The 21,127-nt window shown below is 46.6% G+C and carries 22 protein-coding genes; 12 read left to right on the top strand and 10 right to left on the bottom strand.

The features are described from left to right. The first annotated feature begins 87 nt into the window (after positions 1-87). Together QT994_RS02770 and QT994_RS27735 are read left to right on the top strand one after the other, a co-directional pair. Positions 88-519: a transposase gene (locus tag QT994_RS02770; RefSeq protein ID WP_333171624.1), complete on the top strand. Its 432-nt coding sequence runs from the start codon at positions 88-90 to the stop codon at positions 517-519. Positions 520-544: 25 nt separating this feature from the next. Further along, the gene (locus tag QT994_RS27735) at positions 545-730 is read left to right on the top strand and encodes a transposase (protein WP_445243860.1); all 186 of its coding nucleotides are present in this window, start codon (positions 545-547) and stop codon (positions 728-730) included. Positions 731-1,120: 390 nt separating this feature from the next. Here QT994_RS27735 and QT994_RS02775 read toward each other — a convergent pair whose 3' ends face one another. Then, entirely contained in the window at positions 1,121-1,972 is an 852-nt protein-coding gene (locus QT994_RS02775) for an Npun_R2479 family HD domain-containing metalloprotein (RefSeq protein ID WP_333171626.1), read from the bottom strand. A gap of 207 nt (positions 1,973-2,179) precedes the next feature. After that, the gene (locus QT994_RS02780; protein WP_333034800.1) at positions 2,180-2,383 is read right to left on the bottom strand and encodes a hypothetical protein; all 204 of its coding nucleotides are present in this window, start codon (positions 2,381-2,383) and stop codon (positions 2,180-2,182) included. A 455-nt stretch (positions 2,384-2,838) separates the two neighbouring features. Between QT994_RS02780 and rpsL the strand changes: the two genes are divergently transcribed. From rpsL to QT994_RS02820, 8 genes are all read left to right on the top strand, one after another. Next, complete coding sequence (gene rpsL, locus QT994_RS02785; RefSeq protein WP_006632197.1) at positions 2,839-3,219, top strand: 30S ribosomal protein S12; 381 nt, start codon at positions 2,839-2,841, stop codon at positions 3,217-3,219. Positions 3,220-3,364: 145 nt separating this feature from the next. Next, a complete protein-coding gene (gene rpsG, locus QT994_RS02790) occupies positions 3,365-3,835 on the top strand; it encodes a 30S ribosomal protein S7 (RefSeq protein ID WP_006632196.1) in 471 nt (156 codons plus the stop codon). 330 nt (positions 3,836-4,165) lie between these two features. Beyond that, complete coding sequence (gene fusA / locus QT994_RS02795) at positions 4,166-6,238, top strand: elongation factor G (RefSeq protein WP_333044560.1); 2,073 nt, start codon at positions 4,166-4,168, stop codon at positions 6,236-6,238. Positions 6,239-6,339: 101 nt separating this feature from the next. After that, positions 6,340-7,569, top strand: coding sequence for an elongation factor Tu (tuf, locus tag QT994_RS02800; protein WP_333171628.1), 1,230 nt, complete (start codon positions 6,340-6,342; stop codon positions 7,567-7,569). 182 nt (positions 7,570-7,751) lie between these two features. Beyond that, positions 7,752-8,069, top strand: coding sequence for a 30S ribosomal protein S10 (gene rpsJ / locus QT994_RS02805; protein WP_006632193.1), 318 nt, complete (start codon positions 7,752-7,754; stop codon positions 8,067-8,069). Positions 8,070-8,476: 407 nt separating this feature from the next. Next, the gene (locus QT994_RS02810) at positions 8,477-9,118 is read left to right on the top strand and encodes an LON peptidase substrate-binding domain-containing protein (RefSeq protein ID WP_333171630.1); all 642 of its coding nucleotides are present in this window, start codon (positions 8,477-8,479) and stop codon (positions 9,116-9,118) included. Positions 9,119-9,390: 272 nt separating this feature from the next. Next, entirely contained in the window at positions 9,391-11,196 is a 1,806-nt protein-coding gene (locus tag QT994_RS02815; RefSeq protein WP_333171632.1) for a helix-turn-helix domain-containing protein, read from the top strand. Positions 11,197-11,386: 190 nt separating this feature from the next. After that, positions 11,387-12,319 carry a PspA/IM30 family protein gene (locus QT994_RS02820; RefSeq protein ID WP_333171634.1) on the top strand — a complete coding sequence of 311 codons (933 nt, stop codon included), beginning with the start codon at positions 11,387-11,389 and terminating at the stop codon, positions 12,317-12,319. A 36-nt stretch (positions 12,320-12,355) separates the two neighbouring features. Here the strand turns inward: QT994_RS02820 and QT994_RS02825 are convergent, their stop codons facing one another. Together QT994_RS02825 and pheA are read right to left on the bottom strand one after the other, a co-directional pair. After that, positions 12,356-13,000 (bottom strand): pentapeptide repeat-containing protein, encoded by a 645-nt coding sequence (locus QT994_RS02825; RefSeq protein ID WP_333171636.1) that lies wholly within the window; start codon positions 12,998-13,000, stop codon positions 12,356-12,358. 50 nt (positions 13,001-13,050) lie between these two features. Beyond that, positions 13,051-13,974, bottom strand: a complete 924-nt coding sequence (gene pheA, locus QT994_RS02830) for a prephenate dehydratase (protein WP_333171638.1) — start codon at positions 13,972-13,974, stop codon at positions 13,051-13,053. Positions 13,975-14,183: 209 nt separating this feature from the next. Here pheA and QT994_RS02835 point away from each other — a divergent pair, with 209 nt between their 5' ends. Beyond that, on the top strand, positions 14,184-14,762 hold the full coding sequence (locus QT994_RS02835; protein ID WP_333171640.1) for a DUF1997 domain-containing protein: 579 nt from the start codon (positions 14,184-14,186) through the stop codon (positions 14,760-14,762). Between the two features lie 142 nt (positions 14,763-14,904). Here QT994_RS02835 and QT994_RS02840 read toward each other — a convergent pair whose 3' ends face one another. The 6 genes from QT994_RS02840 to pgl form a co-directional block, all read right to left on the bottom strand. Next, positions 14,905-15,360 carry an FHA domain-containing protein gene (locus QT994_RS02840; protein ID WP_333044570.1) on the bottom strand — a complete coding sequence of 152 codons (456 nt, stop codon included), beginning with the start codon at positions 15,358-15,360 and terminating at the stop codon, positions 14,905-14,907. Next, positions 15,357-15,917 (bottom strand): hypothetical protein, encoded by a 561-nt coding sequence (locus QT994_RS02845; RefSeq protein WP_333171642.1) that lies wholly within the window; start codon positions 15,915-15,917, stop codon positions 15,357-15,359. Before QT994_RS02845 ends, QT994_RS02840 begins: the two co-directional genes overlap by 4 nt. Before the next feature lie 169 nt (positions 15,918-16,086). Next, positions 16,087-16,824: a PRC-barrel domain-containing protein gene (locus tag QT994_RS02850; RefSeq protein ID WP_333044574.1), complete on the bottom strand. Its 738-nt coding sequence runs from the start codon at positions 16,822-16,824 to the stop codon at positions 16,087-16,089. A 55-nt stretch (positions 16,825-16,879) separates the two neighbouring features. Beyond that, complete coding sequence (locus QT994_RS02855; protein ID WP_445240127.1) at positions 16,880-17,356, bottom strand: FHA domain-containing protein; 477 nt, start codon at positions 17,354-17,356, stop codon at positions 16,880-16,882. Between the two features lie 97 nt (positions 17,357-17,453). Then, positions 17,454-18,245 (bottom strand): FHA domain-containing protein, encoded by a 792-nt coding sequence (locus tag QT994_RS02860; protein ID WP_333044578.1) that lies wholly within the window; start codon positions 18,243-18,245, stop codon positions 17,454-17,456. Positions 18,246-18,450: 205 nt separating this feature from the next. Continuing rightward, positions 18,451-19,170: a 6-phosphogluconolactonase gene (gene pgl / locus QT994_RS02865; protein WP_333171644.1), complete on the bottom strand. Its 720-nt coding sequence runs from the start codon at positions 19,168-19,170 to the stop codon at positions 18,451-18,453. Between the two features lie 463 nt (positions 19,171-19,633). Here pgl and QT994_RS02870 point away from each other — a divergent pair, with 463 nt between their 5' ends. Beyond that, positions 19,634-21,001 (top strand): hypothetical protein, encoded by a 1,368-nt coding sequence (locus QT994_RS02870; RefSeq protein WP_333171646.1) that lies wholly within the window; start codon positions 19,634-19,636, stop codon positions 20,999-21,001. Positions 21,002-21,127 lie beyond the last annotated feature (126 nt).

The following is a 21,127-nucleotide window of genomic DNA, read 5'->3' on the forward strand; positions in this document are numbered from 1 at the left end:
CGTGTCATTGGTTTTCTCACCGGATGGTCTTGGATTTTACATTCTTTATCTCTATCACATCTTTAAAAAAATGGTATTAACCCCCCTGTGGATGAAGAATTTGATGCAAAAGTCAAAGATATTATCTACTTATATCTGACTGCGATTGAACGTGCTCAACAAGGAGAACACACAATATCGATTGATGAAATGACAGGTATTCAAGCTATTGAACGTCTGGAAAAAGAATTGCCAATGAGACCCGGTAAAGTTGTCAGAAGAGAGTTTGAATATATTCGTCATGGTACGCAGACCTTGATAGCAAATTTCAACATGGCAAATGGTAAGATTATTAAACCAACTTGTGGAGATTCGAGAACAGAATCCGATTTTTTACTGAATATTCGTCACATCATTGAAACTGACCCCCATGCCCAAAAATGGCATCGGATTATGGATTGTCTGAATACTCACCAATCTGAATCACTGGTTGCGTTTGGTCGCAGAAAAAGAAGGCTTAGATATCGACCTCGGTATTAAGGGGAAAAGTGGCATCCTTAAATCCATGAAATCCCGAGCTATTTTTTTAAGTGACCCAACACATCAAATTGTTTTCCATTACACACCCAAACATTCTTCGTGGCTTAATCAAATAGAGATTTGGTTCAGCATTTTGGTGCGGAAATTACTCAAGCATAGCAAGTTTCACCAGTCAGTACGAGCTGAAAAATCACATCCTCAATTTTATTAACTACTTTAATCAAATAATGGCTAAACCTTTTAAGTGGACATATAAGGGTACAGTCTTGGCTGTTTAATAGTCTGTATATTTGCGCCCAGCTTTACTAGCTTTGGGTCATCTAATTCTACCTTCTCCTCAGCAGCCCACCAAGTCTGGGGGTCGTTGAGCTGAAATTTTTCCCCGTGAGGACGGGGGGCCCTCGCCCAGAATAAGCTGGTGGGGCAGAGTATAAACAGCGATTAGAACGCAACCGGATTAACTTTAGGAAAGCAATCTCACGCATTCAAAACTCCTTCTGCTTAATAGCATGGGAAGGAATTTTTAGGAATGTTAGCGAAGCAATTATTAGAAAATCAATGTCACGCATTCAAAAATTGTCGCCTTTCCCTTCCCCTTCCGTCAAGCAACCTCAGAATCGCAACGTTGGTGTTCCATCCGAAATATGTTAGCGTACAAACTAGCAACAATCTGTTTACCTTCCTGCGTCAACTGCAAGTAACCTAGAGATTCACTGATGTGAGGATAAATGCCACTCCAGTAAAACTTAGAGTAGCTTTTCAGCAAGTCGCCCGGATGTCGATAGCCCAAAAGTTTAGTCGCACCGCTTTCTTCCAACTCGTAAAACAGCGCGCCAATTTTCTGCAAATATTGCGGGTTGCTGAGCTGACCTATCAAGTCAGCACCGCGCACTAAACTAGAGTAATTAACTGCATCCTCGTCAGTGTTACCGTCAAGCACCGAGAAACGAGTCTGTTCTATGTTCTGCTTAATTATCTCAGCATTAATTAGCTTGTGGTTGCCGAAGCGCTCGTCAATAAACAATTTAGCTCGGTCAACTCGGTAAGGAGCTAGGCTGGCCGCTGTTGCACCGGGAGCAAGTGCAATTCTCATGCCATCTTTTCCCGTAGCATACAATCCTTCTGATTCTTGGTCTTGCCGGCAAACTCCTTTGACATATCCGATGTCTTGGCACAGCAAAGAAATGATGAAGTGCAGCCAATCTTCGCAGGAAACTCCGCCCTTGCGAATGTGTTTTCCCCGCAAGATTTCTTGACCGACTAAGCTAATGCAAATGGCGTGTTCTACATTGTGATAAAGAGCGTCGCTGTTAGCGATGTTTTCTAACGCCATTGCCCCCACCCAGGCAATAATGTCAGCATAGTCTGATTTGTAGCCTCCGTAAGTGCGGCTGTACCCGTTCTGAAGTTGTTCGATGAAAGCCTCGATCAGCAGTTCTGTAGAATTAAACATACCCTATCCTTTTACCTTAATATTGCCTTTCAAGAGCGGTGCATCTATTTGGGAGTCCTCTAATTTTATGGATGAGATTTGAGTTCACAACTCATGCACCCCATGTGTGTTGTGCTCTGTGGGTGGCAATCTCAAAACTCATTGACGCAGCTACGCCCAGGGAGTCACTAAGCAGTCTCGCGCCGTGAGTCAAAACTCCCAAGCAACTCAGTCCATCACTGACACCCATCCCCGCCGTACTGCATACAGCAGCCTGCTGACAATTTTTCGATCCTCTGAACTTTTTAAACTGTGAGAATTAATTGCGTATTGAATTTGCTGGAACACAGTCCGATCAATCTTACCGGATTTCCAAATGTTCAAGTAAAGTTCGGAAATTTTATATTCAGGAATATAAGCTTTGGTTGTCATCTGCAGTCAACTCAATGTATATTTCTTATTGTCTGGCAAATTTAGATAACTTTATGTGATGTAGATCGGCTATAGACTGTGATGCGATCGCAGGCTGGAGTTAATGCGCCTCTCCTCACAATGGTAATTTGATCGAAAAAGCGTGATATTGCGATCGTCATAAATTTTGCTGACGGCTGTGAAAATCATCATAGTTGCGCCTAAATTATAGGATGTCACATACCATTCTCCCGTTGCGCTCGCCCCCTCCCAACTTGCAGCAAGGAAGGAAGTTTGAGCGCGGGTCGCGCAAATTTCTTGCCAAAGAAACACGCGTCGTGTACAATATAGAGTCTGGTATCCTCACTTACCCATAATTATTTTCATTCATCCCGTCCCCCCAGAGGGGAAGGGACTTTCAGTGCGGATACAGCCAAATCACTATATTCAGCAAAAAGCTAGAAATGCCGTAACTCATGCCCACTATTCAGCAACTCATCCGTTCAGCACGGGAACAAACGCAGAAAAAAACCAAATCGCCAGCTCTCAAGAGTTGCCCCCAGCGCCGCGGAGTTTGCACCAGAGTGTACACGACCACCCCGAAAAAACCCAACTCGGCGCTGCGGAAGGTGGCTCGGGTACGGCTGACCTCTGGTTTTGAAGTCACCGCCTACATCCCTGGGATCGGTCACAACTTGCAAGAACACTCGGTAGTAATGATCCGGGGCGGTCGGGTAAAAGATTTGCCCGGAGTTAGATACCACATCATTCGGGGTACATTAGACACCGCTGGGGTGAAAGACCGCAAGCAGGGTCGTTCCAAATACGGGGCCAAGCGTCCTAAAGAGAAAAAATAACACGGAACTCGTCCGATCGTCGGGGTTGGGAAGCAAAAATAAATCCCATCGCGCCGATCAATTGCACGCTCGATCGTTATAGATCGACATCTGAGTCCACAACCCCAAACTCAATCATTCAAAATCCAAAATCCCAAATAGAACTATGTCTCGCCGCACAGTTATTCAAAAACGTCCAGTTCCACCAGATCCAACCTACAACAGCCGGTTGGTAAGCATGATGGTGAGACGGATCATGCAGCACGGCAAAAAATCCGTTGCCTCCAGCATCGTCTACGACGCCCTCAAAACCATCCAAGAACGCACAGGGGCTGAACCGTTAGACTTGTTTGAAAAAGCAGTCAAAAACGCTACACCCCTGGTAGAAGTCAAAGCCCGCCGGGTAGGTGGCGCCACCTACCAAGTGCCGATGGAAGTGCGTTCCGATCGCGGTACCACCCTCGCCCTCCGCTGGCTGATCAGATTTGCCCGCGCCCGCACCGGCCGCTCGATGGCAGCCAAGCTAGCCAACGAACTGATGGATGCAGCTAACGAAACAGGCAGTGCTATTCGCAAGCGCGAAGAAACTCACCGCATGGCTGAAGCTAACAAGGCTTTTGCTCACTACCGCTACTAACTGCAACATCGGGCATGGAGAAGAGCGCGATCGTGCGGTATAAAAGCATCGGGTGAGAAATTGGAAAGTGTAAGTTTTGAGTGTTGAGATTGCTTCTCTTGGCGCAACTGCGATTCGTGAAGCAAACTCAAGACTCCCAAAATCAAAATTCACGCACTCTCTGAATCCTCCATGTCGCATCCTTAATATTTTTGTAAACAAATTTTGCAAAAAATATTAAAATGTAACAGTAAGCTCCAGAGACTTTGGTAAGTCGCTGGGGAGTGCAAAATAGGGTTACTGTGTAGTATAATAGTATTATAACAGCAACACAAGATTAAGGAGGTAGCTGTGGCACGTACCGTCCCGCTAGAAAAAACTCGCAACATCGGCATCGCAGCCCACATAGACGCGGGCAAAACAACAACAACTGAAAGAATTCTGTTCTATTCAGGCATGGTTCACAAAATGGGTGAAGTGCACGAGGGAACAGCAGTCACTGACTGGATGGAGCAAGAGCGGGAGCGGGGAATTACGATTACTGCCGCTGCTATCACCACCAGTTGGAAAGATTACAAAATCAACATCATCGACACTCCCGGACACGTAGACTTCACGATCGAAGTCGAACGCTCGATGCGAGTGCTCGACGGAGTGATCGCAGTGTTCTGCTCGGTAGGGGGAGTGCAGCCGCAATCCGAAACAGTTTGGCGACAGGCAGATCGGTACCACGTACCCCGGATTGTGTTCGTCAACAAAATGGATCGGATGGGGGCAAACTTCTACAAAGTCTACGGCCAAATTCGCGATCGCATGAGAGCGAACGCCGTACCGATCCAAATCCCGATCGGCAGTGAAGAAAACTTCCGGGGAATTGTAGACTTAGTGCAAATGAAAGCCTATATCTACAACAACGACACGGGAACCGACATCGAGGAAGTAGAAATCCCCGATGAAGTAAAGGATCTAGCCGTAGAATACCGCACCAAGCTGATCGAGTCCGTAGCAGAAACCAGCGACGCCCTCACGGAGAAATACCTCGAAGGCGAAGAGTTAACGGAAGACGAAATCCGCTTGGCCCTGCGTCACGGCACTGTCGAAGGTACGATCGTCCCCATGTTGTGCGGTTCGGCATTCAAAAACAAAGGCGTTCAGTTGTTGTTGGATGCAGTCATCGACTATCTGCCCTCGCCCTTGGAAGTTCCTCCAATACAAGGACTCCTGCCCAACGGCGACACAGCAGAACGATTTGCTGACGACAACGCCCCGCTCTCAGCTCTGGCATTCAAAATCATGGCTGACCCCTACGGCCGCCTGACCTTTGTTCGCGTCTACTCCGGTATCCTCAAAAAAGGAACCTACGTCCTGAACTCCACCAAAGACAAAAAAGAGCGGGTTTCTCGCCTAATTGTACTCAAAGCGGACGATCGGATAGAAGTTGAGGAACTCCGAGCCGGAGACTTGGGAGCAGCCTTGGGTTTGAAAGACACCTTCACCGGCGACACCCTCTGCGAAGAAGGAGCGCCAGTGATTCTGGAATCTCTGTTTATTCCAGAGCCAGTCATCTCGGTGGCTGTCGAACCCAAAACCAAACAAGACATGGAGAAGCTCTCCAAAGCCCTCCAGTCACTCTCGGAAGAAGACCCCACCTTCCGAGTCAACGTTGACCCTGAAACCAACCAGACAGTCATCGCCGGTATGGGCGAACTGCACCTGGAAATCCTGGTAGACAGGATGCTGCGGGAATTCAAAGTAGAAGCGAACGTGGGTCAGCCACAAGTAGCCTACCGCGAAACCATTCGCAAATCCGTCCGCGCCGAAGGTAAATTTATCCGCCAAAGCGGCGGTAAAGGTCAGTACGGTCACGTCGTGATCGAACTAGAACCCACCGAAGTCGGAAGTGGCTTTGAATTTGTCTCCAAAATTGTTGGTGGCACTGTACCCAAAGAGTACATCGGCCCAGCAGAACAAGGGATGAAAGAAGCGTGCGAATCAGGTATTGTAGCAGGATATCCCGTGATTGACCTCAAAGCTACTATGGTAGACGGGTCTTTCCACGACGTAGACTCTTCAGAAATGGCATTTAAGATCGCCGGTTCAATGGCGATCAAAGAAGCCGTGATGAAGGCGTCGCCAGTGCTGCTAGAGCCTATGATGAAAGTAGAGGTTGAAGTTCCCGAAGATTACATCGGGAACGTCATCGGAGACCTCAACTCGCGTCGGGGTCAGATCGAAGGTCAAGAGACAGATCAGGGGATAGCCAAAGTTTCTGTAAAAGTTCCACTAGCAGAAATGTTTGGTTACGCCACCGACATCCGCTCGAAAACCCAAGGTCGAGGCATCTTCACAATGGAATTCAGCCATTACGAAGAAGTGCCGCGAAATGTGGCTGAAGCCATTATCGCTAAGAACAAAGGGAACTAATGATTTTGGATTTTAGATTTTGGATTTTGGATTGAATCCAAAATCTAAAATCTAAAATCTCAAGTCTAAAATCGCTAAAAAAAACAAGGAACAGATCGAGAATGGCACGCGCAAAATTTGAACGGAATAAACCCCACGTAAACATCGGTACGATCGGTCACGTTGACCACGGCAAAACAACTTTGACCGCCGCGATTACGATGACTCTCTCTGCACTAGGTCAAGCAAAGGCTAAGAACTACGCCGACATCGACGCTGCGCCAGAAGAAAAAGCACGGGGTATTACGATTAATACTGCTCACGTCGAATACGAAACCACAAGTCGGCACTATGCCCACGTAGATTGCCCCGGACACGCTGACTATGTGAAAAACATGATCACCGGTGCGGCTCAAATGGACGGCGGCATCCTGGTAGTTTCAGCGGCAGACGGCCCCATGCCTCAAACTCGCGAACACATCCTCCTAGCTAAGCAAGTTGGCGTTCCCAGCCTGGTTGTCTTCTTGAACAAAGAAGACATGGTGGATGATGCTGAACTGTTGGAATTGGTAGAACTGGAAGTTCGGGAACTTTTGAGCTCTTACGATTTTCCGGGCGATGACATCCCCATCGTGACAGGTTCGGGATTGAAAGCTCTCGAAGCGATGCTTGCTAATCCCAAGACTGTCAAGGGCGAAAATGAGTGGGTTGACAAAATTTACAAGCTGATGGAAGAAGTAGATGCTTACATCCCCACCCCAGAACGCGAAGTTGACAAGCCTTTCTTGATGGCTGTAGAAGACGTATTCTCGATTACTGGTCGGGGTACTGTTGCTACTGGTCGGATTGAGCGCGGCACAGTCAAAGTCGGCGAAACAGTCGAAGTGATTGGGCTTAAGGACACTCGTAGCACTACGGTGACTGGTGTGGAAATGTTCACCAAGTCGTTGGAGGAAGGCATCGCTGGCGACAACGTGGGTCTCCTGCTTCGGGGGATTTTAAAGGCGGATATTGAAAGAGGCATGGTAATTGCCAAGCCGAAGAGCATCTTGCCTCACACTCAGTTTGAATCTGAAGTGTATATCCTCAAGAAGGAAGAAGGCGGCCGTCACACGCCCTTTTTCTCGGGCTACCGCCCTCAATTCTACGTTCGCACAACGGATGTAACTGGTACGATCAAGCAGTTCACTGCTGACGACGGCTCTGAAGCTGAAATGGTGATGCCCGGTGACCGCATCAAGATGACTGTTGAACTGATTCACCCGATCGCGATCGAACAAGGAATGCGCTTCGCTATCCGCGAAGGCGGCCGCACCGTCGGCGCCGGCGTTGTTTCCAAAATCCTCAAGTAGGACTCCGATAACAGCTTAAATAGCAGAAAAGCCACCAAATGTAATCAGGCTTTTCTGCTATTTAGTGATTAGTCATTACTCATGAGTCCGAAGTTAGCAGTTAGCCCAAAAACAACTGCAAATAGAGGACAGACAACAGACAACAAACAACAAACTGAACCTCGAAAATTCAAGAAACAAAAATGGCAACAATTCAACAGCAAAAAATTCGCATTCGCCTCAAAGCTTTCGATCGCCGAATTCTAGACGCATCCTGCGAAAAGATTGTAGATACAGCTAATCGGACAGCAGCCACAGCGATCGGCCCGATTCCCCTACCGACAAAACGGCGGATTTACTGCTTGCTGCGATCGCCCCACGTAGACAAAGATTCTCGCGAACACTTTGAAACCCGCACGCACCGCCGGATTATCGACATTCACCAACCATCGGCCAAAACAATTGACGCTTTGATGAAACTGGATTTGCCAGCCGGCGTAGATATCGAAGTCAAGCTGTAGATTGACACATCGAAAACTCGGAAAGAAGGAACAATGGAAAAATACATTGTTCCTTCTTTTTGTAGAAATTTCCCTACTCCTTACTTATTAGGTATTAGTTATTAGTTAATAATCAGCAAGAATTTCTGCTCCGACACAAACTTAAATAATTATTCTTAATTAAGGCGCGATCACTACAAAAACGCTCCTTTAGCAGTCGCTATCCTCGCCTTCGGCAGCACTGAGTTTAGCAAAAAGGTATATTTAACATTTTGACGAAATAACGCCTTTGTCAAGCTGCCAAACCGGAGATAGCTCGCCGTCGCTCCCGTTGCCACCGAAAAAGCCCGATCGCTCCTGCCCCGGAATTGCCTTTAATCAGTTAAAGTAAGAAAAAGAAGCGCAAGTACCGTCACTTTTGAGCGACAATGGCATCCTCTTCCTCTGTAGCAGTTCGCGAACTCCCCTTATTTCCCTTGCCGGAAGTGGTTCTATTTCCAGGTAGACCGCTACCGCTGCAAATCTTCGAGTTTCGCTATCGAATCATGATGAATACGATTCTGGAGGGCGATCGCCGTTTCGGTGTACTCATGTGGGACCCCAACCAAAACAAAGTCTCTGGCGTCGGCTGCTGCGCCGAAGTAATTCACTGCCAGCGCCTCCCCGACGATCGCATGAAAATTATGACTCTCGGACAGCAGCGGTTCCGAGTTCTCGACGCAGTTCGGGAAAAACCTTATTTAGTCGGTCTAGTAGAATGGATTGAAGACGAACCGCCGCAAAAAGACCTCAGACCCTTGGGAAAAGATGTCGAACAACTGCTGAGAGATGTAGTTCGGCTCTCCAGCAAATTGATGGATCAGCCGATCGACCTGCCCGAAGACATTCCCAGTTTGCCTACAGAATTGTCCTACTGGGTAGCCAGCTACCTTTACGGCGCCGCGACAGAACAGCAAACTCTTTTAGAATTGCAAGATACTGCTGCGAGATTGGAACGCGAAACCGAAATTTTGACTTCTACTCGCAATCACTTGGCAGCGAGGACTGTACTTAAAGATACCCTCAAGTAGCCAATTTACTTAGGAAAAAGCACGATCGGTTTGACCTGCATTGAAGCCAGAATTAGACATAAATCTGTTTAATCCACAACTTCAAACAGGTTCGGATAGGTTCCTTATAAGTAAGGGGGCAAAATTAATTACATAAAAAGTCTTGACGCTTACATGGCTTTCACGCGAGATTTTGTGTAATTAATTCTGCAGAACTACTTATTTTGGGGTTATGTCAAGTATTAATCTCGAAGTGGCTGGTTAACATCTAGTTTGCAGACTGAGATATCTGTATGGAGGGAGTTTTAATGTTAGATGAGACAGAAATATCTTCAACAAGTGAAGACACAAAAAAAATATCTCAAATTAATTTGATAGAAAGGATGTTAGACCTTTATAAACAAGGACTTACTTATCAGGATATAGCTAAGAGGCTTCAAATAAGGGAACCACAAGTTAAGCACACTTTAGTTTATCATCCTGCATTTAGTCAGTTTTTAGATCTGTATAAACAAGGGTTTAACTATCATGATATAGCCGAGCAGTATCAACTAAGCCAACAACAAGTTAGACAGATTTTAGTGAATAATCCTGCCTTTAATTTGTATTTGATAGAAAATGTAGTAGACCTTTATGAACAAGGGCATACCTATCAGGATATAGCTGATTGGCATCAAATAAGCGAAGAACGAGTTAGGAAAATTTTATATAATAACTCTGCATTTGGCAAGTTTTTAGACCTTTATAAACAAGGGCATACTTATCAGGATATAGCCCATCGGTCTCGAACCAGCGAACAACAAGTTAGGAAGATTTTAAATAGTAATCCTGCATTTAATGAGTATTTGAAAGATTTGAAAGAAAGTGTTATGCAGGCTTTAGATTGCAATTCTGAATCTCATCATTTTTTAGACCTTTATAAACAAGGGCATACCTATGAGGATATAGCTGAGCAGTATCAAATAAGCAAACAGCAAGTTAGGAAGATTTTAAATAGTAATCCTGCATTTAATCAGTATAGGAAAGATTTGACAGAAAGTGTTAGGCAAATTTTAGATAGTAATTCGGGATTATCTCATCATTTTTTAGAGCTTTATAAACAAGAGCTTACCTATAAGGAGATAGGTGATCGGCATCAAATAAGCCAACGACAAGTTATGTATATTCTCGATAAGAGTTCTGCATATCATAAGTATGTGAGAGAACGTGACAAGAAAAAAGTTGCTGAACCAGCCATCGTTGAAGAAGAGAAAGCAGAACAGTTTAAAAAGAACCTTTATTTAAAAAGCTTAGATGTCCTCTACCCTGAGAGAGTTAGAGAATTATGGGACTATCGGAAAAACGGAAATCTTAAGCCTGAAGAAATTTATACTGTAACTAATATCCTTATATGGCTTAAATGTCCTCTTGATGGATACTCTTGGACAAAGCAACTTGATCATATCACTGCTATCTGGGAAAAGGGGACAAGCGGATGCCCAGAGTGTGCAAGTTTTCTTGCACACAGTGAGTCACCATCGTCTAGTAGTTTACCTGATGAACGACCGAGTAAACTACTAGAGGACTCATCTAATAGCTCATCGAGTAATGGTAATGAATTGCTCGGTAGTACACCAGATAGTTCACTGGTAGGTTCAGCCTGTGATTTACCCGGTAAACCACCCAGTGCGTCACCATTATTTAGTGGTTTAGCTAATGAACTACCGAGTAAACTACTAGATGACTCATCTAATGGCTCATCGAGTAATTTATTTAAAGGGACAGAAGTAGAAGAAACTCAAACTTTTAAAGAAGGTTCGAGCCGGCAAGTAAGGCTCAATCGCTATGAAAGAAATCCTCAAGCTCGGAAAAAATGTATTGAATTTTATGGAACAGATTGCTGGATTTGTGGATTTGATTTTGAGAAAGTTTTTGGAGAAAAAGGTAAAGGTTTAATTCATGTTCATCATTTAATACCTTTATCTAAAATGAATAAAGAATATGAAGTTAATCCCCGTGAAGATTTACGTCCAGTATGTCCTAACTGTCATGCAATGATACATAGAAAAAATCCCCCATATAGCATAGAAGAACTTAAAAGTTTACTTAACGGTACTTAGACGAAAAACTACCAGCAAAGGGCTAAAAGCCTGTGTCATATAGATTTAATTCAGAAAAGTTAAATTTGTGATAGGTATAGAATTGAGGTCATTTTAACCCCCTTAGACGTATTTTTATTGCCTAGCAAGGGTTTCAATTCTATTAACCACGAAAACTTGTTTAAGTCCCATAAATTAGCATTTACTGCTTGTGTTAGAAAATCGCGACCAACCGAAACCATACGATGCAGTTAGAGGCGGTCAACTGCCACCTCCTGTGGGCGGTGTAGTGCTCGGCGGACTAGCAGGAGTTAAACATCGGCTGTCTAGTTCTGTCAGCGAACATCGAATCGCCGCCCTGACAGAGACATTGAATTACGGCGATGCCGGCTTAAAAATAGTCATCAAGATTTGTCAAAGCGAAACAGGGCCAGTGCAGCGGGCGGCCTGCGATTTGCTCCGAAAAAAACTAAGTTCGATCGCCCGCGAAAAATTACAGGCCTTTGTAACTTCCAGTTCAGATACAGAAGCGGAGGTAGACAGCACTCAAAAAATATTAGAGCACTCATCGGGGGCAGTCTCAGAAAAAAATTACGATCGGCAAATGTCCGAAGCACAGTTAATATTTGAGACAGTTACGCAGCAGATACAACCAAATGTGTTGCTCTTAGAAGCACTGGTAGCCTCTGTAGAACGCGAAGAATTTACCAGCGAACTGATGAATCTTTGGGAACTATTAATCTTAGAAATTCAGGAACCTCTCAAAGAAATGCGTCAGGCTGTTGGCACTGCGATTTCCGCCCAACTGCGGATTCAGTGGCTGTACAATCAAGCTGAATCTCAAGCCAACCAGTGGCAGCAGCGAGCTTTGCTAGCTCTTCAGACACAGGATGAGAATTCAGTCCGCCTCGCCGTGGTTCGCAAGCAGATTCAATTCGAGCAGGCGGCAGAACTAAAAATTGACTTAGACTACCAAACTGTGCGAGTAGAAAATCTCAACCGCAACTTGCTGGCTTTGGAAAGTAAGATTGCTCAAGCTAATTCCAAGAAAGAAATCCTCAAGATGCAGCTTCATTTTGCTAAGGTACAGCAGCAAATAGACTTCACTTTCAGCCAAGTCAATAGTATATTTTTTAGTCCTTAGTTGTCGGATTCTGCGGTTATATATTATTGCCCGATCTCAAACTTGTCTGACGCAAAAATGTATTGTCCCACTGAAAATTGTTTTCTTATCTCGCTTAGCTCCTTCGAGATTAGCGCCGCACAAAAATGCCCCGCTCAAATTAGCACCCCTCAAGTCAGCTCCTGTCAAATCTGCGCCCTCAAGGTTACTTTCACACAAAAAAGCGTTTCTTAAGTTGGCTCTTTTCAGACTCGCTCCCCGCAGTTTAGCCTCGCTTAGATTGGCTCCTTCGAGATTTGTATTGTCCAAGCAAGCATCTATGAGGTTTGCTTCAATTAGGTTGGCGGCGTACAATGAGGATCGGCTCAAATCAACACCGATCATTTTGGTGTCGCTCAAGTTGGCGTTTTTCAGGTTTGCCTCAATCATGTCAGCTCCCGTTAATCTTGCGAAAGTTAGATCGGCTCGGCTCAGGTTAGCTCCATTTAGTTTGGTCATCACCAGGCAAGCATTCTTGAGCTTGGCAGCTATTAAGTTTGCCCCCCTTAAGTTTGCCAGGGAAAAATTGATTTCTTTGAGTTCTGCACAAGCTAGATTAATATCAATTAGGAAAGCTTCTCGCAAAAAAGCCTCTTTCAGGTTGGTTTCATGAAAATTTCTTTCTCCGGCTGCGTATCGCTTCAGAAGTTCATCAGCATTCATCTCACCAGCCTCCTAAGCTTTACTTAAAAAGTATACTACCTAAAAGAAAATTAAACTCCTGACAGTACATTGTAGCAACCAAAGATTTTTAAAGTTTCTGTGTGATTTTTTAATTCTTCGAGTGCCGATCGCACAAATGCTTGGCAGGCGTTAGCCTCAACGTCCATAAAGAAAATATATTCTCCGAGCGATCGTTTAGTCGGTCTAGATTCAATCCGACTTAAATTAATACCGCGACTGGCAAATACTTGCAAAGGTTTTACCAGTGCTCCCGGCATATTGGCAGGTACGCTAAAAGCTAGTGAGGTATGGGTGCAATTAGACGGTGAAGCACCGGGGATCAACTTAGCAGATTTTGTAATGGATTTAATGGATGTGCGATCGGCTGCTTCTAGGTTTCCGGTTTCTCCAACACTCGTGCTGAGTACCCAAAATCGAGTGTAATTATCGGGATAATCATTAATGGGGTGAGCTAAAACTGGCAAATTGTAAAGTTCAGCCGCTCTTGGCGAAGATATCGCTGCTACATTTCTATCTTCCAGATATTGCAATGCTTCCGTGGTTGAATTCGCCGGAATTAATTGAGCTGAGGGAAGAAACTGCCCCAACCATACCTGACACTGAGCTAGCGCTTGCGGGTGAGAGTAAACTTTGTGAATCTCGTTAAAATGTTTAGCATTAGACACCAGGGCGTGGGAAATTGGCAAAACTAAGGCGTGTTGAATGCGGAGTTGATCGAGTCGCCACAGTGTATCTAAGGTGACAGTCACGCTGCCTTCGATCGAATTTTCGACGGGTACAACTGAATAGTCAACCTGCCCTACGGCCGATGCCTCTAGCGCTTGGGAAATGGTGGAATAAGGACACAGGGTGCATTCCAAGTTAGTTTCCAGGCTCAACCAATTGACATAAGCTAGAGCCGCTGTTTCTGCATTTGTACCAACAGGGCCGAGATGTGCGATCGAAATTTTCATTTAAGAGGCAATTTTAGGTTACAAATGTTTGCTTTACTCTCATCAGCTAGGAAGTATGATGAAAAATTAGCGATGTCCCGACAGCTTTTATCCGTGATTTCTCGGATGACATTGCTGGGTACACGACTTAGTGGGCGACTTATGTCACCTTAAAACAGGTGATAGTTTATTAAGATATGCTTAGGAATCCTATATTTTGATATTTTCTCATGTATATCCGCTTTAATTCTTCCCAATCCGTTGAGATCTCCGTACCAGAGGAACGGGTTCCCATTCAACATTATCTGCGTCAGCCGAGGCGACTGGTGAACGCCCTTGTCGATCAAAGTCGCACAGAACAGCTAAGCGAGGACTGTTTCCGCCTAAAAATGCGACCGTTACAATTTATGATGCTGAGCATTCAACCCACAGTAGACATGAGGGTGTGGGCGCAGTCGGACGGCACAATCAATTTGGAGTCCGTGGGGTGCGAAATTCGCGGCGTGGGTTATATCAACGATCGCTTTGCTCTCAATCTCAAAGGCCAGCTTTGTGTACACCAAAGCAGCGGGGTAGCATACTTGAAGGGAAAAGCGGATTTGGAAGTGAAAGTAGAGTTACCGCCGCCGTTTTGGCTGACGCCCAAACCCATTTTAGAAGCAACAGGCAATGCTTTGCTCAAGAGCGTACTGATGAGCGTCAAACAGCGGTTGATGCACCAGTTGCTCTCCGATTACCGCCGCTGGGCAAGCAGCGAACCTGAGATAATATCGAGCGATATCCCCCAAATCTTATCTCTAGAAGGGTAATCTCGTAGTCTAAGAAGCTGTTAATTAATTTATAGGCATATTTGGGTAAAAATCAGCGGAATTGTCGAGATATGAGTTAGGTACTCAAATGGCGCACCCTGAGCTTTTTTTAAGTTCGCTTGCAGGCATAGATAGCGGGTGGTCAGTCAAGATCGATTTGAGTCAGCGCTCCATATTCATCGTCTTCGATGATTCCCACACCCCGAGACCAAGCAGTTGACTTATCTTTTGAAACTTCGTCTTTGTGGCTGGGGAGTTCGCGCTGGGGTGGCTTGATTATTTTGCCCGGTTGATTCGTTGCGCCCACCCGAATCCTGATTTTTGGCCCGGAATTGCCCAAGCGAATGGTCATCCCGTCTGCCACTGACACCTGAGCGATCGGTCTATCATCTACATAAGTGCCGTTAGCACCAAAATTAATAATTTCCCAGCCATTGACGTGATTCCACAGCTCTACGTGGTGGCGGGAAACTACAGCGCTGTAAATAATTACATCATTGTCGTTCGATCGACCGATCCGAACCACCGATTCGGATTCAAAACACCAACTTTGAACCGGGACAGACTGGATAGGATGTAACAGAGTTAAGGTAATCACTGATGTTTTGACACTCCACCGCCAGACAGAAACGGGGATACTTCCAGAGAGATTTTTGGGGAGAAAACTGCAAAAATTTTGATTTTTAAAGGCGTCATCAGGGCGCCATGATTCCCTCGCTCTGCCGTAATAGCCGAACTTTTGGCTGCTTGAGGCATTTGAACCAACTTTTGAGGGTTAGCTTTTGGCGCAGGCGCCAATTTTTGCTCTCCTGGGTAACAACCAAACACGATGTTATTAATCGGGTGAACTTCCCAGTGAGGGACAGCGGTCTTAACCGCTTGATTAATTTGCTCTGTGAGGGCGCGATTGTGCCGATGGGTGAGCCACTCAATTTGATTGGCTAAATAATCCTTTTCCCGCTGATGAACCAGAGAATTTAACTCAGACCCGTGCTGGTTGCACCGCTGATTCAAGTTTTCGCTCCGGCGACCGTCAACGATCGACGAATCGCTGTTTGTAAAGAAAGAAGTTAACCAATTACTAATCCTGGGGTCTCTAGATAAAATACCTGTTGGTGGTCTCGAACAGCATAGGTCTTTTTGAGTTGCTAACATTTTCCTTATTGATGCGATACCTTTAAAATACAATGCTTTGAGCAGCACTGGAATTTTGAGCGACAACGCCTCAATCTCTCATAGCGAAAATACCGATCGACCTTCCTCGCGCGCGCCGCCCCAAAATGCGATCGGCAATTAGTCGCAGGGCGAGCGGGAAGGCCAAACTTCAGCTCAAATCTGACTCAGGCGGCTCCGGGTTTGGCTCTGGCGGGACAGATTCTTGCCTTTGCCGCTTCAACTCTGCAACTTTTTCTTGAGCTACATCCCTGACTTCGAGAGCTTTATCTTGGAATTTTTCCGCCAGACTTTGAGCGCCCCGCTTCACGCCTGCCACATTTTTGAGAGTTCTGTCGAAATCTTCGTGTAAAAACTCTGCTACCAGACCGACTTTTTTGTGCAGTCCCTCCGCGTACTGCACTGGCTCCGATACAGCAGCTTCAGAGACGATCGCCCGCTTGCTGCCGATGGTCGAAATAGCTGCCACAGGTAACAGGTAAATGTCGTCTAAAACGCCACGCCAGCCGCTGGATTTAAATAGGTAGTGGGTGACTGAACCCGTCCGGGCATCAAATAAGTAGTCAACCACTGCACCTGCCTTATTCCCAGCGTCCGTGAGCACCTCCAGCCCGATCGGACAAACAGCTTGTTCCGGCTGATGCAATTCCGGCAGTTCCGGGTTAATAGTGACAAAAACATTTTCGCCCACCGTATCAACTTGCGCCCAAGCGAACCAAGTTTTTTTGCTGCCCAAAAGTCCCGACTTGCAAGTAAAGCCGATCGCCCGCTGGGAGTGAGCATCGAGCCAAACCCGATCTACCCTACCGACCTCTTCCGCCGTTCGACGGTCGATCGTGCGCCGGTTGAGCAGTTCGCTGCGCCTAACAATTTGTGGTGATGTACTCATAAATAAACTCCTGAGTGCCGCCTTTGAAAAATGTCGATCGTCCAAAGAAGCCGATTTAATATTCTTCTTCCGAATAATGGCGATTATTATCTGCCTCGGTTAACTCCTCCTCTTCCCTGGAAGTGCCAACCTCTTTTTGGTCGGGAACAGGAATCGTGCTAATTTGCACGCCGCCCGAGGGAGCGTGAATTTCCTTAGCCTCCCTTGGCTTGACGCTAATTTGTCCTAACTGGACTGAGGACTGATTCGGGCCTACGTTAATTTGAATTTTCGGACCTGAGCGAGCCAAGTGAACGATCAGACCGTCCACAATGGGAACCTTAGCGATCGGCTTACCATCGAGGTAAGTGCCGTTGGTACCTAAATTGATCAGTTCCCAAGTTATGCCGCTGCGCCGCAATTCGATGTGGCGACGAGAAACCACAGCGCTAAAAAGAACGACGTGGTTTTCGGTCGAGCGCCCGATCCGGACGACCTGCTCGTCTTCAAAGATCCAACTGCGGACGGGTATAGACTGGAGTGGATGTAGCAAGGTCAGCTTAATCACATTGGCAGCATTGAGTTTTGGTAGAGCGCCTCAAGATGCGATTTTAGATTTTAGACTTTCGATCGCCCAATCCAAACTCGCTCTAAGAGATTTGAAATAAAAACGTAACCAGGTCTCCTTTGCCCAGAGAGATCCGGTCTCCCGGTCGCAATCGGTGCCGATTTCCCTTGGGCAGCGGAGTATTGTTGACGTAAGTGCCGTTGGAACTGCCTACATCTTCTAGGTAGCAAGCATCTCCCTCCACCCGGAGATTTGCGTGTACCCGAGAAACTATCTCAGAATTAGCAAATCCCGAAACATCAATATCCGGCGGCACTAAGTCATTTGGCTTGCCTATGTGAACCACAGACAGACTGTGAGGCAATTCCATCGGCGTATTTGTCTGAACGTGTAGCAGGCGGGCAGACTGCTGTTGCAGTTGAGTTTTAGCTACACCTACTGGCTGTGGGTCCGGAACCGGAGGAGAGATATTTACTGGTGTTGCCACCGATTCAGTTGTAACAGGAACCGAGGGCGATGGCGGGGGATCTGGAATCGTCGGAATGCTGGCAGGAGTTTTTTCTAAGTTGAGCCCCTTATTCAGGGTAACTAGAGGTTCCATTGCCATCAGGGGATCGGGTGGGACTAAATCCGGCGCCGGTGAGGATACGACTGTGGGGCCTACAGGCGGGGGGGACGGTACTGTCCCCTCAACTTCTGGAACTATGGAACCCGGACGCAAGTTAAAGCCACACTGACCGCAAAATGCTGCATCTGTCTGAACTGCTGCACCGCAGTTCGAGCAACTTGCGGTAACAGGTAAAGGCGTGTAGCAAGCCTCACACTGGCTGGCCCCGTCGGGGTTCTGGTGATTGCAATTGGGACAGACAATCATCGATTTCTCCTTGCTATCGGCCAGATTTTCAAATCAGCCTCATAAAAATACTCGTGTATATGGTCAAATTTTAACTTTAACCGCCACAATTCTTATATTGCTTCGCTAATACTAGCAACTGAGCTGACGCCGTGACGTTAGCTGTGATGGGCAAGATTGAGTTAGTGATAATGCTGACTGTGTTGGCACTGAGTGGCTCTGTCAACTATTTTACTGCTGCGCCAGCAGCCGCATCGAGCAGCCACCAAAGTTCGCCCTCTGGTTGAACGAGTCTCGCTGGATAGGTCATTTCATCGGCGGCGGGGGCAAAAATTTGAGCGAGGGCAGGTTGTTTGCTGGCTCCTGCGACCATGAAGAGAACGCAGCGGGCGCGGTTGATTAAGGGGACTGTAAAGGTAATGCGGGGTTGACCGTCTTTGTTGCCGACAGTTACTAGGGCGTCGCGGACTTGCAAGGCTGCTGTGCCGGGAAATAGAGAGGCTGTGTGGGCGTCGTCTCCTATGCCCAAGAGAATGATGTCAAAAGCAGGAAACTCGCCCTCGGATACTTTGAAGAACTGCTGCAATTCGGTTTGGTGGGCTGAGGCGTCGGCTTCGGGGTCGGCCGCACCTGTGGGCATGGGGTGGATGTTGCTGGCGGGGATATTCACTCGATCGAGCCACGCGAGGCGCGCCATTTTTTGATTGCTGTCTGGGTGTTCTGGGGGAACGTAGCGTTCGTCGCCCCAGAAAACGTGAATTTTGTCCCACGCCAGGTCTTGGGCACAGAGCGCTCTGTAGAGTGGTTCGGGTGTGCTTCCGCCGGCTAAGGCGATCGTACAAAGTCCGCGTTCTGCTATGGCTGCTGAAATTTTCGACAGAACAATCTCCAGCGATCGATCTATTAGTTTTTCCCGATTTGCTAATACTTCAACTACTTTTTTCATTAATTTCCTCTCAAATTTCCTTGAGTGTTGTTCTCAGCAATTGCCAATTTTACCTTGACATTTTGTTTTGAGGTCGATCTGCTGACAGGCTCGGCAGGCCGCACACCGCGTCCCATAATATTTTATCATCTTATGCCCCTTGATTTAAGGAAAGCAAGACATATTTCTACCAGTGCTTTATAGATTTTCATCTGTTGCATTGAGCTTTCGCAACTTTCAATCAAAAGTTTGATCTTACTCGGAGCATCTCAGCAGAAAGTAAACAGCGTTTTTTGGGAGTCCGATCCGTCCCGCACAGCAAAGTCTATAAATATAGCGAGCCTGACGATCGCACACCGACAGTAAAAGCCAAACCGAGATGCTCCCGATCTCACTTACCCCGGCCTAGCAAAAATAATCAAGATTGATGTGGTAGACTAGGAAAAATAGTTTTAAATCCGCACGCTCGGATGGAAGCAAAACTATGTCAATTTTCAAGCAATTTCCTACATCTGTCCGCTATCTGATAGCGCGGTTGCGCCACTGGACTCAACCGGCCGTTTGGGCTCCCCTAGCCGTGCTGTGTGCGGGGGGGTTATTTATCTGGGAGGTCTCTGTAAATCCAGAAAAGTTGAGCATAGATGGCGCAGAAGAAGTAACCACAAACAATCCAGCTTCGCTATCGGGACTATCTGCTGAAGATACCGCCATTGCGGCTGAAATCGACAGTTCACCAGTGCTAGTAAATCAGTTTAATGGCTCTACTTCTTCTGAAGTGAACTTGTTAAATTCATCAGTAGTAAAAAGCAAAGGTTTATTCGAGGAACTTCGATATCGGGGCTTAGAAACTCCTCAGCTATCTTCAGCCCCCAAGGGGGTAGGAAGCAGCGGATTTTTCCCCTTGCCAAATTTAGCCAATCCTGCTGTCGAGGCGGAAAATAATAACCCTCAAAATTCCAGCTTGCCAAGTTCAAACGCCACATCAGCGTTGAGTTTATCTGGGAGTGGGAGACTGAATTCCGGCATACAAACGATCAAGCCTGAGTCTGGGGGTACAGCGACAGCAACTTTATCGCAGGCGTCGAGTGATGCTAATTCAGGCAAACAAAACGACAATTCTCTGCCTTTGAGTCCGCTGCAAGCAGCTATGAAAAAATACGTCGTTGCTACCGCTTCGGCAACGGCGGCTGCGGCTCAGAAAACTGCTGACTCGGCTAAATTGCTCGATCGACCGGCTTCCGATCCGGCATCAGCAAATGCGACAAATTTGCTCCCAACGACCGCTAAAGCTCAAAGTGGAGCAAATCCTGTGAATGTTCCCACAGCACTTCCCCCACTTGTGGCTCCGACAAATACTGTGAGCAAGGAATCTCAAGAATTCTTAAAACCGACAGCTACAGTCCCTGAACCCTTGGCTGGGTTAACATCCCGAGTACCGACCCTCCCCGAAATTAATGCAGGGGCTGCAACGGTGGCTTTGCCGAAAAATCCCTACCAAACTAATTTATCTGGCTCAGGCTTCGCACCTGAAGTTCCACCTGTGGCACTTCCAGTAGCCATACCTTCGCCAGCACCTCTACTTCCAAATGTCGCTCCATCTCCCTTTCCAAGTGGGATTGGGGGAAGCAAGATAATTAGCCCTCAATTCTCTCCCAATGCAGCGAATTCTCAATTTCAAACACCTCCACCGAGTCAGCTTAATTTGCCGGAGCAGCCTAACTTTGGAGTTGTTCCCCCAAACACAAATCAGGGCGTGCAGCCCATTCAACCTCAAACTTTTGCTACACCCGGCTCCCTGGCTCCGGGACGCTACATTGGCGGCGGCGAAATCAATACTTTTTCTAATCCTTAAATGAAGGAAGTTCGGCCACGAAAACGATATTATCAATTCCCACGACTTAGGCTAGGCGGTTCATGCCCTTCGACTTCGGTTCTCCTCGGCGTAGTCGAAGGGAAAGAGCCGAAGGCAGTGGAAGGG

The sequence above is a fragment of the Microcoleus sp. S13_B4 genome (assembly GCF_036700885.1).
Lineage (GTDB): Bacteria > Cyanobacteriota > Cyanobacteriia > Cyanobacteriales > Microcoleaceae > Microcoleus.